The organism is Victivallaceae bacterium (assembly GCA_036659455.1).
Taxonomy (GTDB): domain Bacteria; phylum Chlamydiota; class Chlamydiia; order Chlamydiales; family Chlamydiaceae; genus JAVXCN01.
In genome coordinates, this window is sequence record JAVXCN010000001.1 from 125,610 (window position 1) to 147,832 (window position 22,223).

Here is a 22,223-nt window from a genome sequence, read left to right on the forward strand (position 1 = left end):
GGATTAAATACTTTATAACAATCAATCTTTTAAGGTTTTTCAAGTGTTTATAAATACATTTATTCGATTTGTAAGGAAGTATATGAAGGATGTCGATCTACGAAATCGTCAAAAATATTGCGTTTTTCTTGAAATTTGCATCCATCGATCTTATGGGAGTCAAGAGGCGAAAAAGGTGCTACGGTTATGTAGCCTTCAATAAGCGTTCGATATTCATCGGAAGCATCATTTAACGATCCTTCCGTTTTGCTTCCGATCATATAAAAATCACGACTTCGTTCTTTCGAAATCAAACAAGGATCCTCCACACAAAATTCGTGTCCGGGGGTAGTAAGGCGTAAACCTAGATATTTATCGCATGAAGGAAAATTAACGTTCAGACAGTTGGGTTTTTTCATCGGATGAGCCAGAAGATAGTCTATCAGGATCTTAATATAATCCCCCCCCGGTTCTTTTTGAAACGAATCAATATGTCCGACTTGAGAAAAGGCAATGGCAGGAACTCCTTTTAATGCTGCATCTAAAGCAGCTCCGGCTGTTCCTGAATATAGAACGTTTTGTCCTGCATTCGAGCCGTTATTGATTCCGGAAAGAACGATATCCGGGAGAGTATCTTCGAAGACAACATTCAAACCCAATTTCGAACAATCGACCGGAGTGCCTTCCACAGCCCATTTCGAGATTCCGGGTTCCGAAAAAATTTGACTGATAGCTACGGGATGACGATGAGAAAAAGCCATACTTTTGGCGGATTGGTTGGTAAGAGGAGCTACGATGAATAATTCGCAGTCGAGTTTATTTTTTACGATCTCGATCAATATATCTATACCCTTGGCGTAAATGCCGTCATCGTTGGTAATAAGGATTTTCAATGGTTTGTTCATATTTTTTTTAGGCTCGCTTATTTTACGGATATTCAATTTCAGTTTATTTGATTCTTCCTTATTAAAAAGAATATCGTTTTTTAATCGATAGATAAAGATTTATTTGACCCTTGTTTTAAAGAAGTCAAGAAAATATTATTTTCAATTTGGGGAAAGATTGTTTTTAAGTCTTCAATAAGAGTAATCGTTTTCGAACGGAGGGAAACAACGGGACAACGGCAGGTTGTTCTGAGAAAACCGTTTTCTCGAGCAAATTTTTTGATATCGTTTTCTTCGACGAATATCAAAGGTCTCAGAATGGTTACATTGAATCTATGCATGTGAATGACGGGAGGAAGACCTGCGAACTCGCCTTTGTGAAACAAATTCATCAATGTCGTTTGTATTGAATCATTCTTATGGTGACCGAAGGCAACGGCGGATGCGTCCAAGTCTTCGGCTGCTTTAAAAAGGATTCTTCTACGAAATCTCGAACAAGAGTAGCATTCGGGAACATCCGGTGAATAAGGGGAGTCTATTGAGGAAAAAGAGATGTCTAGCTTATCGCAAATATTTTTTAAAAAAGATTTATGTATTTCGGAACCGCATGAAAATTTTCCTCCGACATGAACGGCGTGTAAATCGACGTAAGGGAACCCCTTTCCTCTTATCGCGGCAAGCATCAACATAAGCGATAAACTATCTTTGCCTCCGCTTAGAGCAATCACGATTCTTTTGTGCTCGGATAACATTTCAAAACGGTAAAGTGCTTTTCTAACGGCGCTTTCGATTCTTTTCCCCGTATTGCTTTTTTTGTGAAACAATCCGTTGGGAAATAAGACTTGCATATGGTCGGAAAAAGTGAACACGAAAAGAAACAATAAAAAACCTTTTCGCATTAAATATCTATACGTTTTTTATGTAAACATAATATTGAATTCTCAATCGAATTGTATTATAATTTCCTGATTTCCGACCGGTTAATGAATTCGGATACCTAAAAGAGAAGGTGGCAGATGCTTAAAAAGCCTAACAGAAACGATCCTTGTCCTTGCGGATCGGGTAAGAAATATAAACAATGTTGTTTAATCATTCAAAAACCTTCATCAGCTACGCACACTCCGCAGGGTAGGATGAAATTTTCTGCTGAGGTTATATCATCGTCTCAGTCGAATTATGTCGATGTTTTTAAAAAAATTTCCTCCGGAGTGAACGTGGTTGCAACCGAAAATAAGACATTTTCCATTACAAAAGAAAAAAGTATTTCCAAGAAAAATTTGAAAAAAATTCAGAAAAAAGAAGAAGCCAAGATGTCGGAGAATTTAAATAAATATAGTTTCGAAGTATTGGATTCGACCAAAAAAGAAGATGAATTTTTACCTGCTACCGAAGATTTTAGTGTTTCCGATTTTCAACAAGACGATTGACGAATTCCGGGCTCTCCGGATCATTCGTAGCGTGAGACTATGAGGGGGTATGTTGCGGTTTTTCATTTTGTTTGAAATTTCTCTCCCATTTTGTCTCTCACTGAAAAACGATTTCGTATCTATTTATTAAATTGAGAATAATTTTTATTTTTGATATAAAATCGCCCCTTCGCCGGTGTAGCTCAATGGTAGAGCGCTCGATTTGTAATCGAATGGTTGAGGGTTCAATTCCTTTCACCGGCATTTTTTTATGTAAAAATCCTACGGATGATCGGTTAGATTTCGTTATTTGATTGTACCGTGATTTTGTTTTAGGAAACGATGTTTGAGAAAGATTCGATTCGTTTATATCGTGGGTTGATCTATCAATGAAAAGCAAAGTTTGGTTGGATTATTAAGTTGAAAATAATCGTTGTTTTTTGTTATAAGTCGCTCCGTTATTTTTCAGAGTTTCTTTGAAGAATGTTGCTTTATCTGTTTGGGGGTGTCGCATAGCGGTCAATTGCATCGGACTGTAAATCCGACTCCTTAAGGATACGTTGGTTCAAATCCAGCCACCCCCATCCTTTTGGGTATTTTTCTGGTTCGTTAGGGTAATAAATAGTTCGCGTTTGTTTTGATTTTAAGTTTTGAATTTTTGAAATATAGACTTCAAAAGTTGATGTCGATCTTCACATTACTATGGCCGGAGGCTAAATTCTTAATCATGTCGATTGTTATATAAAAGTTTTGATCGGTTTTTTCATTCATAAGTTGACGAGCTTTTTAGTTTAATGGAATCTATTCGTTCATTTGACTTGCTTCCGTATTCTGTAGGTATGAGAATGCCTATGAATTGTAAATCAGGCTAAGAAATCATGAAGGCATCACAGCTGCATTAGAATATTTTAATACACGAATACTTAATCGAGTATCAATTATTGCTTTAATAGATCAGCTTCTTCGGGATTCAGCGAAATATGACAATATTCGGGAATTCCGTGCAAAGAGCTTCTATGATATTTAAATTAATCGAAACTCCGGTACATTGAAGAATATGATATAGAATATTTCGTAAATGAGTGTTCGAAATCCTTTGAATTACTTCTCGATAGAACGAACTAATCTCTTCATCTGTTACATTTTAAAAAAAACCGGGAGGAGCTATGAGACACACTAAACAACCGTTCCCTCTTGTTTTTTCAATCAAAAGCTACTAGGTATGTCTGACTCCAAATATCGTAACGATTCACTATGAAAAGGATTTTTTTGCCTTAATAGTAAGAAGATTCAATCGTGGATAAATTGATTGAATCTTCTTCAGTACTGTATTTAAGGTGTAGGGCTGGTGGCATTTAATCTTACAATCCAATACGAGCATGCGAATATATCCGTCTCTCCTCTCAGCCGATACAGGGCAAGGTAAGTGCTTGTTGAATTGGTAGGTGTATCTACGGAAAATGTAGCGCACATTTGTTGCGTCTGATATACTGCGTAACCTCGTGAGTCTCTGCAATTGTTTGTCAAATCAGTGGCTACGCTGTCTCTATATAAAGACATGCCCCATGCTCGACCTTCAGGGTCTCTTATATGCCATTGGATATAAACGGTATAGGTGCCTTTTTGTAAAATATTCAGATTTTTGTTGCTGTTGGTAAGAGTAAAGTAAGAAGTTCTATTTGAAGATTCTTGAACAGTTACGGTTGCATTACCCCATTGCCAATATACGTTCTGGTTTATCCTGGTGGCATTGTTTCGTAGTTGTGATACGCAGGAATAATAAGCTATGTTTTTTGACGGTAATTTTGATTGAAAATAAGAATAATTAATAGGATCCTTATATTGTGTAGGAGTAGGTATCGCTCCGAAACTATTATTCCCGGTTTTTAAAATTCCGGTTATTGGATTTGCTCCTGAAAGAAGGACATAAGATTTGCGGTATTGATCAGCTGAGATTAACTGATTATCTTGAGCAGCAGTCGGAAGATTTGTGATTTCGAAAGAAGAAGCCATATTGAGATCTCCCGTCATGGTACCACCTGTTAAAGGCATGAATTTAAGTTTTTCAGTGTTAAGGGTGGATACAAGGTTATTTAAAGTAGCGCCGTCCGTATCGCTGCTTGCGTCCGTAACTCCCTGAACCCTAAGGTTATTTACGGCAACGTTTTGTGCCATGGTACCGCCTGCTATAGGAAGATAGGGGCTCATATATGAATCCATATCTCCTTTATTGAAAAGATCGGTCGGAGACGGATTGGTTTTGGACGTAGAGATAGTATGTAAATCCATCCTGAGATTCCCCTCCATCGCTTCTCCAAGAGAGAACAGTGGGTTTGTGGCGGTTTGTACTAAGGTTGAAAAATTTTCAGTCGTTGCGCCGTCTGTTGGGGCTGTTGCCGGCGCTAAATTCGTAATCGCATTGCCATTCATATCTAAAGTTCCCGTTAATGCTTTGGAAGCATCGACAAGGAAATAATCAATTGTTTGATTATTGAAAGCATCCGTCATCGTTTTCAAAGATACGGTATTGGCATCAACTAGAGTTCCGGTATTCAGGCCTGTAATTTTATGATTATTCATATCTATGGGACCGGTCATAGTACCGCCTGTTTTCGGTAAGAGAAGACTCAGAGAATCTTTAATTTGTTTAAATGATACGGCTTGTTGTCCCACGGCTCCCGAGACAGGAAGTCCGATAATTTCCTTATTTGCAAGAGTCATATTGGAGATTAGAGTATTGGATTGATTCGTATGCAACATATCGGTTAGAGCATTTAGAGTATCGGATATAGCTTGATTGACTTGACCTAAATTAACAAGTGCGGAACTCGTACCGTTTGCCAAATTATTTATGAAATTATTATTGACATTGAAATCTACCGTCATGGTACCGCCTGCTAAAGGAAGATAACGATTGGTCGTTATGTCGGCATCATTTTTGAGTGAAAGGTAGTTCACGGCTTCCGAATCGGTAGAAGGATTTGATAATCCGGTAATTTTTCCTGTAGAGGATAGAGTTATGGTTCCCGTTATCGGTTTTCCGCTAATCGTTCCGGATAAAGGAAGATAATTCAAGACGGAAGTATTTAATGTTCCGAGATTCAGAGAATCTTTTGGGTTTACGGGAGGTGCGTTTTGAGTGATTTTCTGATTGCTCATCATAATTTCTCCCGTTATGGTACCGCCCGCTAAAGAAAGAAACTTGTTCTCATTCATTGTATCGTTCAAAGTTAAATTATTCAAAAGAGTAGTGCCTGTTGATATTCCCGTCATTCCCGTAATCTTTTGGTTTCCCATATTCAAATTCGATGTCATTGTTCCTCCGGATTTAGCGATCAAAAGATTTCCGGACGAACTTAAAGTTTGCTGAAGATTATTGAGATTGGCTCCGTCGGTTCCGTCAACGGCGTCTCCCGCATTCGTGATTTTATGACTGTTCATGTTAAGATCTTCTGTTATGACTCTTGAAGAACTTACGGCTATATATTGAGCGTTTATTGATGAAAGATTTTGTAAAAGAGTCGTTTTATTAACGGCATCGGTATCCGATACCGGATTTGAAATGCCTGTAATCGTGGCCGTATTAGTAAAGGCTAAATTTCCGGTTATGCTTTGCGTAACTGAAGTTCCCGTAAGCTTAAGATAATCATCCGAAAGTGTATTGACGTTACGAAGATTAACGGCATCTCCATTGTCAACGGCGTCTCCCGCATTCGTGATTTTATGACCGTTCATATTAAGGTTTCCCGTCATACTACCCCCTGTTATCGGAAGATAAGCGGATAACATCATATTCAGATGGATTTTATTAACGGCGTCTTTAAGATTACTCGGTTGATTGTTTTGCGAGACGGACGATACGGAAACATCTCCTTGCATAACGGCATTGTTCAGAGGAGTCAATGTACTGGTTTTAGAGATTAAATAGGTGTTTAATGAAGCCAAGTTAGCTGCATCGGTATCCGATACCGGATTCGCTATCGAAGTTAGTGTGTGTCCGTTCATATCCAAATTTCCGGTCATGGCAATATTTCCGGATAAAGGATATAATGTAACATTCGATATCGTGGTTAATAAATTTCTTAATGTTTTTACGTTAACGGCATCGGTATCGTTAACGGGATCGTCGATACCGGAAATGCTTCCGTTGACGGTAATAGCTTGTTCGATCGAATTGACGGAAACGGTTGGAAGTCCGCTTAAGGGTATGAGTTTGTCGAATTCGAGTGTCGATAGTTCTGTGTATTTGTTACGATTTATCATATCGCTAGTGTTGATGGAATCTCCTAAATTATTAATAGACAAGCCGTTCATATTTATATTTCCGGTCATAACGGAGCCGTTAAGAGGAAGGCAATTGGCATAAGAAGTATTTAAACTATTGGTGAAAAATTGAAAATTAACGGCATCCGAAGCAGTTTGAGGTTCTCGAATACCCGTGATTTTTGCCGTTCCGTTGAATGTAATATTACCTGTAAGCGGTCTTAGCGTAGTCGTTCCTGTTAAAGGAACGGCATTGAGCAGACTCGGATTGGAGTCTATAATCCTATTGATTTCCTTTTCAACGGAACTTTTATTCATTCCGTTATTGGAATTTAAAGGATTTCCGAGATTAACGATTTTCATGAGATTAAGGTTTAATTTCTGATTTAACAGGCATACGGGAGGAGAGGCTTTTGTAAGATTTTTATTTATAAGAATTCCTTCTTGTTTTTTCATAATTTTCCTTTTTAATTAAGGGGTTATTTGACAAATGCTCCAAGACAATCCGTAAACCGGTCTTGTATTCCAATTATTATATAGTTTTATATAGTGGTTATCGGTTCCTGTGGTTATCGGAATCGTGAATAGAGCAAGACTATATTCGGATAGGCCGCTATATATACTGGTCACGGTTGTTTCGGTTCCGTTTAGAGATAAAATTATACTGCATGTTTTTGTTGCGGTACCATGATTACGCGGAACCTCCGTTTCCAGATTAAGTATGAACATATATGTCCCCTTTTGTAATATTCTTAAGGCCGCTTTTTGATATAAAGTCGGAGATGTGATATCCTCGATACGGAAAAAGCTTGCGGCATCAAAGGAATCGAAATAAGTGCCCTGTACCAACTCAAAATTTATCGGAGTATTGGTAATAATATTAGTTGGGGCTGGTCCGTCGGTTAGATAATTATTACTCGTTCTCATTTTATAAGGTATTTGATAGGGGACTAGGATTTCCATAGGGACCGGATTCGTGTTACTCGACGGTGTTGTAGTAATTTCGACTTGTCCCAGGGAACTCATATTCATACTTCCCGTCATAGTGCCTCCGGCTAAATTTAGAAGAGGCGGAATATTAGTCTTAACGTAACCTAAAGATACGGCTGATAAACTAGTCATCGTAGACGGATTTTTTATATTTTTTACGGAGTTGCTTCCTAAATTTATGCTTTCGGTCATTTGTCTCGTACCGTCTAGTAATAGATAAGAAGCAAATGTCGTAGAAATATTCGTACTAACGGTGGTGAGATTCGTTAAATCCGAAGAATTCACCGGATTAGCGACCGATGTAATCTTTTTGTTTCCCATATCAAGCGAACCCGTCATGGTATTTGTCGTAGAAGTTTTAACGTATAAAAGGATTTTCTTGTCTAATGACTGTTTATTGACAGCATCCTGATCCGTAGTGGGATCAGCTAAATCAACGACTTTAAAAGTGTTTCCCATATCGATATTTTGATTAACTTGACCTCCGTTAAGTCTGATGTATTTATTGTCAAACGTTAAGCCAGTTAAACTTGCTAAGGAAGAAGAGGAGACGGCCGTTTGAACCGGAAGTGTTGAAGTATTATAAAGAGGAAGTCCTATTATTTGACCGGCACCGGATAGATTAATGGATCCATTGACGGTTCCTCCTGTTATTGGAAGAAGGGTGTGTTTTGTATTTGTTTCCCGGGTATTCAATTGTCGAAGGTTAACGGCGTCTGAGTCGTCAGTTGGATTACTTAGGTTGATTATTTTATTATTGTTCATATTTAGATTACCGGTCATTGTATTGGAAACGTTTTTTTTAACGTAGGGTTCTAAGGAAGCCGTTGCATAAGTTCTAGTGACCGCTGCCGAGTCTACTGATGGTGGTGCCGAATAGTTGTTTTGGATAATTGCATGATTGGCGGCATTTATCGGAGCGGTAGTTGTTCCTCCCGTTTTCAAAAGATGATTGGAGAATCCGTTTTGGATTAAGTTATCAGCCTGTGAAGAATTAACGGCATCGGTATCGGCAATTCCGTTTTTAACATTCATGACTCGATGTCCGCTCATGTTTATGGGACCGGTCATATTCGGTTTTGGTGTTCCTAGGGGTAATAGCAAAGCTTTTTTTTGATTGATTACAGTATCTAAAGCGTCTTGACTAACTATATCCGAATCATCCGTCGTGGTCGTGGTCGTAATTCCGGTGATTTTCGTTGTGTTCAGTACAATATTTCCTGTCATAGTACTTCCCGCTAACGAAACGAGTAGTGCCGTTTTTTCGTCTAATATCGATTTGTTCACGATATCGGAATCCAGAACGGCATTTCCGAGAGCAGTAATTTTAGAGTTGCGCATATTGATATTATCGATTGTATTGGTCGATGCCTTTTTTGCAAAAAGATCCAACCACCGATTCATGCTTTGAAGATTAACGGCTTCTCCTTGGGCGGAATAATCCTTCAGATTTATTATTTTTCCTTGAACGGTAAGAGCCCCCGTTAAATCGGAACCTGTTAGTAACACGTAATTGTTGAAAAAAGATAAGATTTCTGTATTCATAGTATTTTTATTGATTAGATCATTGCCGGTTAACGACGTTTGGCTGAGATTTTTGATATTATGTGTTCCTAAATTTAAAGAAACTGTCATATTCGGAGTTCCCGATGCATTCAATAAACCGGATAAGGAAGATGCGGTTTCCGATTGCATAAATTTGAAATTGACGATATCCGAATTGTTAACGGCATTGGGAATACCCGTAACGGTGGCTCCCGGTGACAACGTGACGTTACCTGTAACAGGATGTCCTGTTACGGTTCCGGCAAGAGGAACGAAATTATTCAACAATGTATCGATATATGATTTATTAATGATATCTCCTTCATCCGTTGGATTCGCGGAATTGGTAACAGTAAAGGAATTATTGAAAGATAACGCTCCCGATAAGCTTCCTCCGGTTTTCGGAAGATATTTGCTGACTTCGGTATTCATTGTATTTAGGTTAACGAGATCTCTATCGTTAATCGGCGCATCGAGATTGACGATCTTATGGTTATTTAGATTGAAATTCGAAACGATTCCTCCGGTTTTCGGAAGATAATTTGCTAAAACGTTTTGAGTTTGAGATATAACCTGAGAAAGAGGAACGGCGTGAGTCGTTTCGGTAGGTGTCGCTGTTTTTATGTTAGTAATTTGCTTGGATCCTAAATTTAACGAACCGGTCATAGTGCCGCCGAGCAAAGGGAGAAACCCATTAAGAGTTTTGGTGATTTCCAATTCCAGAAATCTTAAATTAACGGCATCATCCGGCTGAATCGGTGTCGCTAAAGATTTAAGGATATGCGTACCGTCGAAAATGAGATTCCCTGTTATCGGATTTATCTTTGAATTCCCGGTTAAAGGAATATAGGAGGCGTTAAGAGCATTCGTTAGCAAGGATTTTAACTCTCCGAATGATAAAGCATCTTCATTGGCATTGGACACAATGTCGGATACGTTATGGGAGTTCATATCGATATCTCCCGTCATAATGCCGCCGCTTAATTTTAGATAGGAGGCTTCCGTTTTATTAATCTCGGATTTAAGTTGTCCGAACGGTAAGGCGTCCGTAGGGTTGGAAGCATTACCGGTATTGATTACGGATGATGTTCCGTTGAATACAAGATCTCCGGTAACGGGTTTAGAAGGTTCCGTTCCTGTTAAAAGAATGAATTTTACGGTATTTCCGGCCCCTCCAGTAATAACCGAAATAGTTAACTCAGACACTTGCTTATTGTTCACGCCATCTGCACTATCAATGCCGTCACTGACATTTATAATACCATGATTCGTCATGTCCAAAGGCATGTTAACGGAAATTTCCGGAACAGCCTTCAGAGGAGACATTATGGAAGCTTTTGTTTTAAACGTCGAATTTTTTTTTTTTCATTGTGATCCTTTTTTCTTTTTTTTCATGATGATTCTTTTTATTATTTATAGATTCCCGATATACTGACTAACGACCAGAGAAAGCCCTGGAAGGATGTATCGGCGGCAGTCATATTAGTTAAGTAAAGGTAAGCTGAAGAGGGTTCGGTCGAAGATGAAGCCGGAAATTTACAAGGAATCAAAAACGACATGGAAGCCTCTGTTAATTGAATAAATTGCCACTGATTTAATACGGCATTGGTTCCATTTAAATAGAAGTTTAGTTGAAGTAAATTTGCAGGGGCATTGGTTCTAAAGGAGATCATCAATAAATAGAGAGCTGATGTCGTGAGATACAGTCGAGAATTATTGGGGCCTCCCACTACGTAATCGACGGATGTCGATTGGAAGCTATATCCTTTTCCGTCCGGTATTAACCAGTTGAGATTGGATGATCTCGGCCAAAGTATACTGGCCGATGTCGTATTGGTCATTAATTTTGAACAAACGACAGGATCCTTTGCGGTATCCATTATTTGTTTTGTCACCAATTGATTTTCGTTAGCCGGATTGCCCATATTCGTAATTCCGTTTAGTGTAACAGTTCCGGTTATAGTACCTCCGGTAACCGGAACGTAAGCAGACATAGTCGTTTTCAAAGTAACCAGATTACAAGCATCGGGATCTAAAATAATAGATGGCGATGCCGTTATCGTATGGTTATTCATATCCAAAGCTCCGGTCATGGTGCCGCCCGCTAACAACAAATATTTAGATGTTTCCGCAGCAATACTTGATTTGACCGTTTGTAGGTTGCAGCCGTCCGTACCGTTGACGGGAGATTGAAGATTAGTAATTTTAGATCCGTTACTGAAAGTCAATTGCTGCAGCAGAGTGCCACCGGTCAAAGGAAAACAAGAAGAGGCTGCACTCGTCAATTGTCCGTAATTAACGCCGTCAGTCAAGTCGGTTCCCGAAGCCGAATTAATGACGGTTGAGCCGTTAGTCAAGGAAAGAGAACTCTCCATAGCTTTACTTCCGTTTTTAGGAAGATAGGTAGCGGCGGTCCGGTTAATCAAGTTCGTCATCGTGTCTAAATTAACGAGTACATTGTTTGCGGTTGTGCCGGCAACATTCGTTATTTTATAAGAGGCGCTTCCTCCCATTCCTATGGGGCCTTGTAAAGTTGCACCGCTTGTTTTTACATAGGAAGCGGCATCGATTGAGTTTACTTTGTCCTTAACTTGCTTGCCGTTTACGGCATCCGTATCGATTGTTCCTTCCGCTAAATTAATAATATTGGATCCGGTCTGCATATTCAGAACGTCTGTCGTTGGGAGAGTGTTTGTAAATAAAGTACCTCCGGTTTTCGGAAGACATGTAGATGGTTGCGTATCCCAATAAGCGGCATTGATGATTTCGAACGTTCCTGTCGGTGTCGGTAAGCCATTGATAGGATTTCCGCTCATGTCTAGGTTTCCGGATAGGGAATCCGTTTTGGTACGAAAATACAGTGCGGACGAAGTCGTTATGCGATTGGTAAGAGTATTTTGATTAATACCGTCAGTTGCGCCGGACGTTGCGATATTAAGGATGTTCTGATTATTCATATTAAGCGATCCGGAAAAATTTACTCCTGTCTTCCAAGCACCTAATGCAACGTATTGAGTTGAAAAAAGGTCTAGAGCATCATCCATTTGCTTTTTATTAACGGCATCGTTGCCTTGCGTTGAAGGAGATAATCCGGATAACTTTTTAGACGACATATTCAATGTTCCGGTTAACGTCCCTCCGGCTAAAGGAAATTTTTTAGCTAACTCCGTTTGCGATTGTTCAAGATTTACGGCATCGGAAGTATTCGTTCCCGAAGCCAAATTTTTGATGCAAGTCGTAATTATTTGCGGTTGCGTAAAAGCACCTCCGGATAGAGGCATATATTTGGATATTTCATTATTGAATTGATTGAAATTAACTCCATCCGTGTTTGAAGTACCTGCTGTTATTATAATATTTTGGTTGCCGGAGTTAAGCGGTCCCTCCATACTTCTGCTTCCGTTTTTAGGAAGGTAATCGATCACGTTTGTATTGATTGCAGTTGTGACCTCGTTAAAATTTATGGCATCGGTAAGATCCGTTGAAGGAGATAAATTTTTGACGATTTGTCCTCCTGCGTTGATATCTCCATCCAACGGAACGCTTCCATCCAATTTGACGTAAGAGGAAAATGCCGAGGAGTTATTATTTTTCAGTTGTAAAAAATTAATGGCTTGAGAGTCGGAAGAAGCCGTTTGAATTCCGGTTAACGTAGCATTGTTAAAGACTACATTTCCGGTTATCGGTTTTCCGGCAACCGTTCCGGTTAAAGGGATTTTCTCTTGAAATTTAGTGTCTGCGTAATTCTTGTTTACGGCATCTTCTGAATTAATCGGAGAGGCGACATCGAAAACCCTATTACCGGTCATATTGATATTTCCCGTTAAAGAGAGAGTACCATCTAACTTAACGGAATTTATTAAAGCCGTATTTAATTGAGACAAAGTTACGGCATCTTTTGATGAAGTCGCATCGGAAAGATTGGAATAAACGCCGGTTGTCGAAAGAGAGTTTGTGATGGCGCCTCCGAGTAAAGGAAAATAAGAAGCGGCTAAAGTGTCCGCATTGTCTTTTACGCATTGTAAATTGGCGGCATTGTTGTTTACGGTTGTTTTAGCAAGGTTGTTTATCGTTAATCCGTTCATGTTAATATTGCCTCCCATAACGGAACCGGATATTTTAAGGTATAAGTCGGAAGCGTTATTGATGCTCTCGTTTGCATACTCCAGATTAACGATATCGTCATCGTTTGCCGGTTGCGGGATGTCGGTGATTGTTGATGAGGAGAAGATTAAATTTCCTGTAATCGTTTGTCCGGAACCGTTAGGTCGTAAATAATTTTGCAATGATGACTTCAACGTATTTTCCAAAACTCCTAGAGAAACTGCGGATGTATCACTGGGAGGATTGATCGGTAGTCCTGTAATTGTCTGTCCATTCATATTAATGTTACCCTGCATAGTTCCTCCCGATATACTCAAAAGAGAGTTAACGGAAGAAGTCGTTTCCGTAGATAGAGAAGATAGCGTTGATAATTCATTATCTTGAGTCGGATTTCTCAATCCCGTTAAAGTATGACCATCGGATATTACGTCTCCCGTTACTTCTTTACCGGCAACCGTTCCCGTCATAGGAATAAAAATCGATGAGTTAAGATTGGTAATCTCTTGATTAATTATCTCGGTTGTCAATTGTCGCGTTGCCATTGCATAGGGATCATTGGGATCCGTTTGCAGATTAATAATGGAAAAATTATTCATGTTAAGATTGAGATTAAAGTTCGCATCAAATGTAAGCGCGATCGGTGTGGGAGTAGAAATCGTTTCCTTTAAAAAATTATTATTTTTGTTCATATCTTTTTGTTTTTTTAATAATTTAGATTTAATTTATTTCTTTATTTAAATTAGTTAATAAAAACTACAATTTTTGATTTGTTTTTATATATATGTTTTTAAAATTAATTTAATTATTATTATTGTTTTTAGTTTCATAATTAATTTGACTTTTTATAGTTAATATTATCTTTTTTGATTTTTAATCAAAAAAGATAAGAAATATGTTTGAAAGAAGTTTAATAAAATCTCTAACTCCGGATCTTACGGCCAAATGTTTGATAGCGAACGATCTTATTGTTAATAATTCATTAACGGCGGAAACCGTTAATTTAAAGGGAAACCTTTCCGTAAACAAGTCCGTATCTGGAGAGACGGACGTCAGCATAAAACAAAATGCCACGATTAACGGTAAAATCAATATACAAGGAAAAACATCCGTTAACAACGGGCTATTCATGGTGAACGGTTCGACTATCGATATGTCCAATCACAAAGTGATTAACGTACCGACACCGACATCTTTATCATCGTCGGATAATACTTTGGCTTGTAATTACGGAATGATGCGTTATCCGGTTTTTTATTGTAAAACGACGACATACACAACAGAGCAATCGTGGCAGCAAAATACGAGCTTAGCTTGGAAAACAATGACCGGGCGTTTATATCGATCACCGGGTTTTAATAATTATTTTCGATTCGAAGGTAATAACATCGGTTTAAGATTTTTAAGGCAAGGCACCTATCAGATTAGCGTAGCTATTACTAAAAGACGAAAATTAGGCAACGGTTATGGATCTCTTATTTACTTGGAGCAACATGGATTAGGGAAATTAAGTACGCAAAACATATGGAATAAAGGGGGAATTAACCATCAAGTGTGTTTGGAAGCAACGGTCAGGATCACTTCCTCCAATATCTCGAATGCCGTATTTTATCTCTCACGCGATAATTCAGGAGGACAGATTGTACTTATCTTGTTCAGTTATTCCATATTAGGATTTCTTGAAAATTAAAGGCGGTGAATATCATGTCAATAAATAATAAAGCAACGGTTGTTTCAGACGTTCCGGAGACGGCTATCAATATCAATTTGGAGGTAGGAGGAGCGGTCAATGTTCAACAGAGTTTAACAGTTAACAAAAACACCGTTTCCGAAGGAAATCTTATAACTGTCGACATGCTCGTCGGAAAGAATTTCATTTGTTTATCGGATCTTAATATTAAAGAACCCAGTACGTTAGGCGAGGTTGTTATAGTAGGGACAGGTCTGAAGAACAATCGAAAAATCATTAACGTAGGTAATCCTTTTTCGAATACCGATTTATTGAATCTTCGTATATTGCAGAATTTATCTCCTAAATGCGTATCCGGGAGCTCTTTTATTGTAGGAGTATACGTACCAAGAGAGACCTATATCAACTGGATTCCTCGTGGATTAGCCGACTATCACTCTCCGGGTGCCGGTGAGTATATATCGGTATATCTTGACAAAATTTATCTTCATAAACCGGGACTTTACAGAATTTCTTATGCGATTAACAGATATAGAGGAGAAAATTCTTTTATGTCTTCCGGTCTAAAGTTTAATGAAATGGCAGGTTTCGTCGTTGTAAATTTGACCAGCGGAGGAATTACTAATCAAATCGGAGGTGTTGATGTCAGAGGTTGGGCTCAATGGAGTGATGCCTGCCTTTCGGAATCTTTACTTTTCGAAATTCCGCCTCCGGGGCCGTCAAATAACGATACTTATGTAACCCTATTTTCAAATGAGGCTTTCGATTTTAACGAATTCACGTTTTCCGCAACGTGGTTCCCTCAAAATTATAAATAATCAAGGAGTTTAATTGTATGATAGAAACACGCGATAATTTGCCGGTAATTATTGAGGCCGGTATACAAGCTCCTTCTATGAATATAACCGAATCAAGCTCTCATAAACGCAATTTAACGGTCAAAGGAACTTTAAGTGTTTCCGGTGATATCGATTGTAAAGGAAATACAACCGTAACTAATTCAGCTTATTTTCAGTCGGAATTATTACTTTTAGGAAAAATGAATGTCTCAGGAAATTTTATAACCGGAATTCCCGATCCCGTTGATGCGGGAGATGCCGTTAACGCAAAGACCCTAAAAAATATGTTGAATATTGAGTTCATCCATTTTTACGGTAGCGGCAATTATTTGTTAAATAGCGGATCATGGATGCCTTGGATTTTCGGACAAAAAGTTTATTTGAGCTCTCCTAATGCTTCGGAATATTTTACAATCAACCAGCGGGAAATGACTATTCGTCAACCCGGTTTATACTTTATTTCCATTACGTTATGTAAACAAGGTGCTTATATATTCGATCAAAACGGTCCGGGGGCCTTGTTCGGAGTTTTTTATGGGCTTAACAGAAACGTCAGTTCTTTCGGAACTAGGAGCACAGGAAGCAGCAACGTGCCCTCGGCATCTCTTGACGCTGCTTTCTATGTGGCACCTTCGGAAGTAAATCGAACGTTGACTTTACAAAGCAAATCCGGGTGGATGCGAGTGGAATTCTTTTCATGGAGTATAACGAGATACGCAGTTGTTTAAACGAAAAAAGGCCTTACGTCAATACGTAAGGCCCTTTTATTTCTATATTCCTAATTATTCTATAATTTTATTATTCCGTAAGAAATACGACTCAGCATTATATCTGAATCTTCATTGTGTTTGATTATTAATTTCATGCCCGATTCGATAGTAAACGTTCCTGATAATATTAGAGATTCGGAAGCTTTCAAATAACCCCAAACTAATGTTTTTTCATTGTTCGCATCGTCGACAAGAACTGCCGAAATTTTGGATGACGTCGCTAACTTTTCTTCGGAAGTCATACAACAGGTAAAAAAATAAAGTCCGTATTTTGAAAAAGCAAATCCTGAAGATGAATCGTGGACGATTTCGGAATAACCTTCCGAAGCCCATTCCTCCGGCATTGGAGAAGTAGACGGTTTCCAGACGATTCGTTGATTGAATTCGGTTACGGATCTTCTATAATGCCTATCGATCTCATCAATCACTTGTTCGTGAACAACGGCGTCTTGATCATCCATACCTGTTTGCATACCGGAAACGACATGATTGTTCATATCGATAATATTACGGAATGAGGGAGATGTTCTGGATAAATAATTATTATCGACGGCTACTAGCCTTGCGTTCAAATCAATAAGAGTAACGGCATCTTGCTCATTAACGGCCCTTTCTTTCATCTCGAAGGTTTGATCTGCGGCTATGGTCAAATCTCCTCTCATAACGGATAAAGATGTATCTATGGATATGAGTCGATCAAGGTGTGTTTTGAGAGTTCTGAGATTAACGAGAGATTGAGGTAAAAGAGGATCTTTTAATGATTGGATTCCGTTGCCGTTCATGTAAGCAGCTTTTTTTAAAGGAGAACTTTTTAAGTTAAGGACTGATTTAAGATTAGCCCAAGTATTTTTGAATACGGATAACGTAACGGCTTCTCCGTTATTTTGTAATTCCGATAATATGATTTTATTGGAATTCATATCCAAATCGTTCTGCAGAATAGGGGAGTCATGAAGTAAAAATAGATTTTCGTTTTCGGATGTCATTCGTTTCAGAGTGCCGAAATTAATTAAATCGTTTTTGGATTGCGGATCGCTTAAATTTATCATTTTTTTATCGGGATTCAAAATGATCTTACCGGCTATTGATACGGATGACTCATCCGGAAACGTTTTGAGATAGTTGTTACCTAGATTGATCAAAGTTCCGAGATTGCACAGGTCGTTTTCTTCCACGGGGTTTCCGACATTCATTATTTGACTGTTTTCGATATTTAAACCTTCGGAAATTATCGGATTATCAATAGATATGAAATCTTTTAATTTTTCTTCGGTATAACTTTTTAAAGTCGATAGATTAATGAGATGATTATCTTCGGAAGCATTTTTTATATTCTTTATCGCCGATAATTCATTGAAAAAGACATTTCCTTTCAGAGGATTTTCGGAACAAGTGCCTTCCGAGGATAAGTAAGCGGAGACACGAGATTTCAGAAGCCTTAAATTTATACCGTCCGTCAATTCGACGCCTTCGGAAATACCGGATATTTTATGAGCATTCATGTTTAACGAAGCAGTTATAGTTCCGTCTGATTTTTTTAAAAACATGTTTTGAGCTTCTTTAATCCAAGAATTCAATAGATCTAAAGTTAAACCTACTCCCGGTTCTTTAGAACTTGTTAAGGATGAGACGGTATGTCCGCTCATGTCTAAGGGGCCTTCCGATTTCATAATGCTACTTGGATCTTCCGTAAAAGAATCGGGATAATCGGATAGTGTCGCATCTAATATTCTTTTGGAAGCCTGAAGAGAAACGGGAGAATCGTCATTAATCGGAGAGGAATCGTTTTCCAAAATAACGGAATGACCATTCAATCCGAGGTTTCCCATTAGTGAGCCTCCTTTAAGCGAGATATAGCCTTCATAGACGGTTTTAAACAGATTTTCGGTTTCCTTAAGAGTTAAAGCATCTTTGGGATTGATAGTTTTACCGAATTGTTGAACAGACAGAGATTTCATATCGAGATCGTACGATAAACTGTCGCCTTGATTTGAAAGACAGTCTTCGAAAGAAGAAGATAAGAGATTTTTAAGATCCGAAAGACGTAAGGCTTCTTTAGGAGAAATAACGGTTGCCCCTCCTTTTATTTTATATCCGGATAAGGACAAATCGTAATTAATTCCGATAGAAGATGTTAAAGGCAAAAGAGCTGAGAATTTGTTTTTTACGATTCTTAAATTGACCAGATCGTTATCTTCAACGGCATCGCCGAGATTCAGGATATGATGATGATTCAGGTCCAAAGTGTCTGCTTCGGTAGAAGAATCGGTTAAAAAAGTTTTATGAGTCGGAAAATTCGTTAGATAACCTAAAGTCAAAGCATCGTTCTCAAGCTCTGGGTCACCCATTTTAGTGGGTTTAACACTCCCGTTACATAAGATATTACCGGTTACGGTTCCTTGAGGAGTTTCTGAGGATACAAATCGATTAATTATTTTCTCAAATTGACCTAAAATTACTGCTTCATTATCTTTTTCGGCCTCTTTATTAATGAAAAGACGGTGAAAAGACATATCGATATGTCCTAGAACCCGGTTATTCGTTCTTCCCAAATATTTTGCTTTGAAGAGAGCGGCTTCCTTGTTAAAATCGGATAGAGGAGCGGCTTGTTGTGAAGACACTGCCGGCGATAGTCCTTCGATACCGTATTTTCCTGAAAAAGACAGAGATCTTGCTAAGGATGGGTTCGACTTCGTTAAATGAAGATATGATGTTAACGTGTCATTCAACAGTTGTAAATTTACGGCTTCTCCGGGCTTTTTCGGCACTCTTACGTTACGAATGGTTTTTCCTTTTAATCTCCAGTTACCTTCGATTCGTCTATTCGAAGATCCCAAACCGACATAATCTTCGGCAAAGGTTTTTAAATCGGCTATCGTGCATACATCGGTAGGATCGGTTGCTCGAGCTAATTCTTTAACTCTATAAGACTGCATGTTTATGTCTTCGGAAAGCTCAACAATTCCGGTGTCCGTTTCTTGTAAAGGAATTAGATTAAGTTTATCAAACTCTTTTTTAACGGTTGATACGTTAATGCCATCGAGGTTTTCAACGGCATCGAGAATATTTTTGCATCTGTTCTCGGAAAAAACAAGGGTTCTCGTTAACGGATTCGTTTTATCGTTGCCTTTTTTTGTAATGAGAACCGTTTGCAATCGGTGTAACGTTTGAACGTTTAAAGCATCGGAAGGGTTGACCGGATCGGTAATTCCGGTGATTTTATATTCATCCTGAAGATGTAAGGAATGATTGATAATAGTGTTGACCGAAGATTTAAGGGAGATAAAATTATTCAATTTAATGATTAAATCTTCTAATCGAAGCAGGCTTTTTTCATTATCGGAATGTGATAAGCCTATAATTCTATGATTGGATGCATCTAAGGTTTCCGAAAACGTCACTTCTTTTCCCATAAACAGAAGATCTTTTTTCTCGTTAACCAGTTTTTTTAAAGTCCGTAAATTGACAACATCATCTTTGTTTTCCGGATCTTTTATGTCTCGTAGACCATGAATATCATCGAAATAAAGAGTTTCCGCAGAGATTCCTTTTTCGACGAAGGTTTCTCGTGATAAATACCGAGAAATTTCTTTTTTTAAAGAAGATAAATTAACACCCTCGTAATCCGTTTCGGCATCCGCAATTCCTCGAATTCGATATAAATTTTGAAAATTAATGTCTTTCTCAATGACTTGTTGTCCCGATAACCCTTTAACGGAAATAAAGCCGGATAGTAGTTTCTTCAGAGTCGTTTGATTAACGGCATCGCTGATGTCGATAGGGTTTCCAATATTTTTCAGTTGTCCGGTTATTGTCAAAGTTCCGGTGATTTTAGGATTATCAATGTCTATGTATTCGGAAGATTTTTTCAAGACGACTTCCTTGGATTTCTTATAAGTTACGGCATCTCTTTCATCGATAGGTTCGGGAAGACCGGAAATACGAGCATTCGGTCCTAAAAACAAATCTCCGGTTATTACATCGTTTCTCTCAGATGAAAGAAACAATTTTTCGTTATCTCTTAAATTTTTAAGATTCACCGGTTCATGAAAATCTTGAGGCATTTTTTCCATGCTCAATTTTGATGAAGGAGATAGTCTAATCTCATTTTTTACCGGATTAAGATCATCGTTGCCTTTTACGGAAATGTATTTTTCCGACCATTTTCGCAATTGGCTTAACGATACGGCATCTCCTTGAGAAGATCCTTCCCGGATTCCGGAAATGATATGAGAGTTCATATCCAGATTTCCTTTGAATCGTCCGAGTGTCGTCGATACGTGAGTCGAAAAAACTTGTTTAAGCTTATTAACGGCAGACAAGGAATTAACTGCGTCCGTGGGTTTCTTTGGGTTGGAATTGATGTTATCAATAGACATTGCATTCATGTTTAGATCCTCTTCGATAGAAACGGATTGAGGAGTCATGAACACGGCTTGTACTTCATTCAGCTTTTTCATAACGGTTCTTAGATTTACGCCGTCGTCTTCCAGTATAGGATCTCCTAATTGAAAAACCTTTAAACCTTTGCAATTAAGTCCGTTTATTAATACGCCTCCCTGTTTACCGGCCATTTTTTGATTCAGATCGCGCAATGATTTTCGGACGGTAGATATGTTCACGGCATCTCCGTCATGTTCGGCATCGATTAATCCTTTAAGAGTCGATTTGCCGTCGAACACGAGATCTCCGTAAAAATGTTTTACGGTTTCTTCAGAAGCGTAACTTAAGTGGGAGTTTATGATATTTTTCATTTGCAAAAGACAAACCGCGGTATTAGAACCTTGTTTCGGCTCTATACCTGATATGATTTGAGATGATAAATCAAGGTTACCGTAAACGGAAGCGGATTTTAGGGAGACATAATCGGAGGATGTTTTTTCAAGAGCAATAAGAAAATTTCTAAGATTCATAATATCGCCGTCTTCAACGGGATTTCCTAATTGCATAACGGTATGGTTACCGTCGAATTCAATGTCGATATCGAGTTCCGGATTCGTTTTTGCTTTCCTTGAAAGAAACAATAACGATTTCTCTTTAATATCACGAAGATTTAAGGCTGCAGTTTCGTCTTCGGTGCTTTTAAGATTGTTTATACAGTGTCTTGTCATATCAAAAGAGGAATTTAAGGATATGGGGTTATCATTTTTTTTAATGTAATCGGATAAAAGATCTTCCGTTAATTTTTCGAGAGAAGCTAATGTCAGTGCGTCGTGATTGTCCTCAGAAATTTTTAATCCTTTGATAAGGGAGGTATCGGATAAACGAAAAGTCTTACCGATGATTTGTTCGTCGCCTGATAAACGAATTTTATTTTTTATTTTCTCGTTAAATACGGTTAGGTTAACGTATCCGTTCGGAGTTTTCGATGATGTTTTTAAATTTGATATTTTATGTCCCATAAAATCCAAGGTCAATGACACCTCACCGCCTTGTTTGGAAACGAGATCGTTTTCAGGTTCGGACAGTTTGTCGTTTAAGTAGCCTAAAGTGATGACGTCTTTATCTTCGGGAGAAGATGAACAGTTTACGATCGTGCAGTATCCGTCAAATACCACGTCTCCGAAGATGCACTTGTCTCCGGTTCCGGATAAAGGAACGAAATCGTCGTTTTTCGTATTTTCATTATTTTCAGGAATTGATGAATCGACGGGAACTCCGTTATCGGAAGAATTTTCCGAAGTGCTTTCTTTAAACGGAACGGTTTTATTTTTTTTTATTTTCATAATTCTTTTCACTCAAACATTTTATTTTAT

The 22,223-nt window shown here is 38.3% G+C and carries 10 protein-coding genes and 2 tRNA genes; 6 read left to right on the forward strand and 6 right to left on the reverse strand.

Annotated features, from left to right (window positions below; genetic code table 11):
• Positions 1 to 59: 59 nt before the first annotated feature.
• Entirely contained in the window at positions 60 to 884 is an 825-nt protein-coding gene (gene surE / locus RSA43_00565; GenBank protein MEG2495783.1) for a 5'/3'-nucleotidase SurE, read from the reverse strand.
• 80 nt (positions 885 to 964) lie between these two features.
• The gene (locus RSA43_00570; protein ID MEG2495784.1) at positions 965 to 1,711 is read right to left on the reverse strand and encodes a tRNA 2-thiocytidine biosynthesis TtcA family protein; all 747 of its coding nucleotides are present in this window, start codon (positions 1,709 to 1,711) and stop codon (positions 965 to 967) included.
• A 168-nt stretch (positions 1,712 to 1,879) separates the two neighbouring features.
• Here RSA43_00570 and RSA43_00575 point away from each other — a divergent pair, with 168 nt between their 5' ends.
• The 3 genes from RSA43_00575 to RSA43_00585 all read left to right on the forward strand — a co-directional run bounded on the left by RSA43_00575 (position 1,880) and on the right by RSA43_00585 (position 2,853).
• The gene (locus RSA43_00575; GenBank protein MEG2495785.1) at positions 1,880 to 2,290 is read left to right on the forward strand and encodes an SEC-C metal-binding domain-containing protein; all 411 of its coding nucleotides are present in this window, start codon (positions 1,880 to 1,882) and stop codon (positions 2,288 to 2,290) included.
• Positions 2,291 to 2,461: 171 nt separating this feature from the next.
• A tRNA-Thr gene (locus tag RSA43_00580) sits at positions 2,462 to 2,533 on the forward strand.
• A gap of 237 nt (positions 2,534 to 2,770) precedes the next feature.
• Positions 2,771 to 2,853 (forward strand) — tRNA-Tyr (locus RSA43_00585).
• A 748-nt stretch (positions 2,854 to 3,601) separates the two neighbouring features.
• Here RSA43_00585 and RSA43_00590 read toward each other — a convergent pair.
• From RSA43_00590 to RSA43_00600, 3 genes are all read right to left on the reverse strand, one after another.
• Positions 3,602 to 6,988, reverse strand: a complete 3,387-nt coding sequence (locus tag RSA43_00590; protein MEG2495786.1) for a hypothetical protein — start codon at positions 6,986 to 6,988, stop codon at positions 3,602 to 3,604.
• 15 nt (positions 6,989 to 7,003) lie between these two features.
• On the reverse strand, positions 7,004 to 10,393 hold the full coding sequence (locus RSA43_00595; protein MEG2495787.1) for a hypothetical protein: 3,390 nt from the start codon (positions 10,391 to 10,393) through the stop codon (positions 7,004 to 7,006).
• Positions 10,394 to 10,476: 83 nt separating this feature from the next.
• A complete protein-coding gene (locus RSA43_00600; protein MEG2495788.1) occupies positions 10,477 to 13,860 on the reverse strand; it encodes a hypothetical protein in 3,384 nt (1,127 codons plus the stop codon).
• Positions 13,861 to 14,063: 203 nt separating this feature from the next.
• On the opposite strand from RSA43_00600, the gene RSA43_00605 reads away from it, so the two are divergent.
• The 3 genes from RSA43_00605 to RSA43_00615 are packed head-to-tail and all read left to right on the forward strand — an operon-like array spanning position 14,064 to position 16,425.
• Positions 14,064 to 14,858: a hypothetical protein gene (locus tag RSA43_00605; protein ID MEG2495789.1), complete on the forward strand. Its 795-nt coding sequence runs from the start codon at positions 14,064 to 14,066 to the stop codon at positions 14,856 to 14,858.
• Positions 14,859 to 14,872: 14 nt separating this feature from the next.
• Positions 14,873 to 15,676 (forward strand): hypothetical protein, encoded by an 804-nt coding sequence (locus RSA43_00610; protein MEG2495790.1) that lies wholly within the window; start codon positions 14,873 to 14,875, stop codon positions 15,674 to 15,676.
• Positions 15,677 to 15,693: 17 nt separating this feature from the next.
• Positions 15,694 to 16,425: a hypothetical protein gene (locus tag RSA43_00615; GenBank protein MEG2495791.1), complete on the forward strand. Its 732-nt coding sequence runs from the start codon at positions 15,694 to 15,696 to the stop codon at positions 16,423 to 16,425.
• Between the two features lie 59 nt (positions 16,426 to 16,484).
• Here RSA43_00615 and RSA43_00620 read toward each other — a convergent pair whose 3' ends face one another.
• Positions 16,485 to 22,193 carry a hypothetical protein gene (locus RSA43_00620; GenBank protein MEG2495792.1) on the reverse strand — a complete coding sequence of 1,903 codons (5,709 nt, stop codon included), beginning with the start codon at positions 22,191 to 22,193 and terminating at the stop codon, positions 16,485 to 16,487.
• Between the last annotated feature and the right edge of the window lie 30 nt (positions 22,194 to 22,223).

What these genes read in the sequence shown, in the direction of transcription:
- RSA43_00610 (MEG2495790.1), top strand. Translation starts at nt 14,873, where the DNA reads ATGTCAATAAATAATAAAGCAACGGTTGTTTCAGACGTTCCGGAGACG.
- RSA43_00615 (MEG2495791.1), top strand. Translation starts at nt 15,694, where the DNA reads ATGATAGAAACACGCGATAATTTGCCGGTAATTATTGAGGCCGGTATA.
- RSA43_00595 (MEG2495787.1), bottom strand. Translation starts at nt 10,393, where the DNA reads ATGTCTCCTCTGAAGGCTGTTCCGGAAATTTCCGTTAACATGCCTTTG.
- RSA43_00570 (MEG2495784.1), bottom strand. Translation starts at nt 1,711, where the DNA reads ATGCAAGTCTTATTTCCCAACGGATTGTTTCACAAAAAAAGCAATACG.
- surE (MEG2495783.1), bottom strand. Translation starts at nt 884, where the DNA reads ATGAACAAACCATTGAAAATCCTTATTACCAACGATGACGGCATTTAC.
- RSA43_00600 (MEG2495788.1), bottom strand. Translation starts at nt 13,860, where the DNA reads ATGAACAAAAATAATAATTTTTTAAAGGAAACGATTTCTACTCCCACA.
- RSA43_00590 (MEG2495786.1), bottom strand. Translation starts at nt 6,988, where the DNA reads ATGAAAAAACAAGAAGGAATTCTTATAAATAAAAATCTTACAAAAGCC.
- RSA43_00575 (MEG2495785.1), top strand. Translation starts at nt 1,880, where the DNA reads ATGCTTAAAAAGCCTAACAGAAACGATCCTTGTCCTTGCGGATCGGGT.
- RSA43_00605 (MEG2495789.1), top strand. Translation starts at nt 14,064, where the DNA reads ATGTTTGAAAGAAGTTTAATAAAATCTCTAACTCCGGATCTTACGGCC.
- RSA43_00620 (MEG2495792.1), bottom strand. Translation starts at nt 22,193, where the DNA reads ATGAAAATAAAAAAAAATAAAACCGTTCCGTTTAAAGAAAGCACTTCG.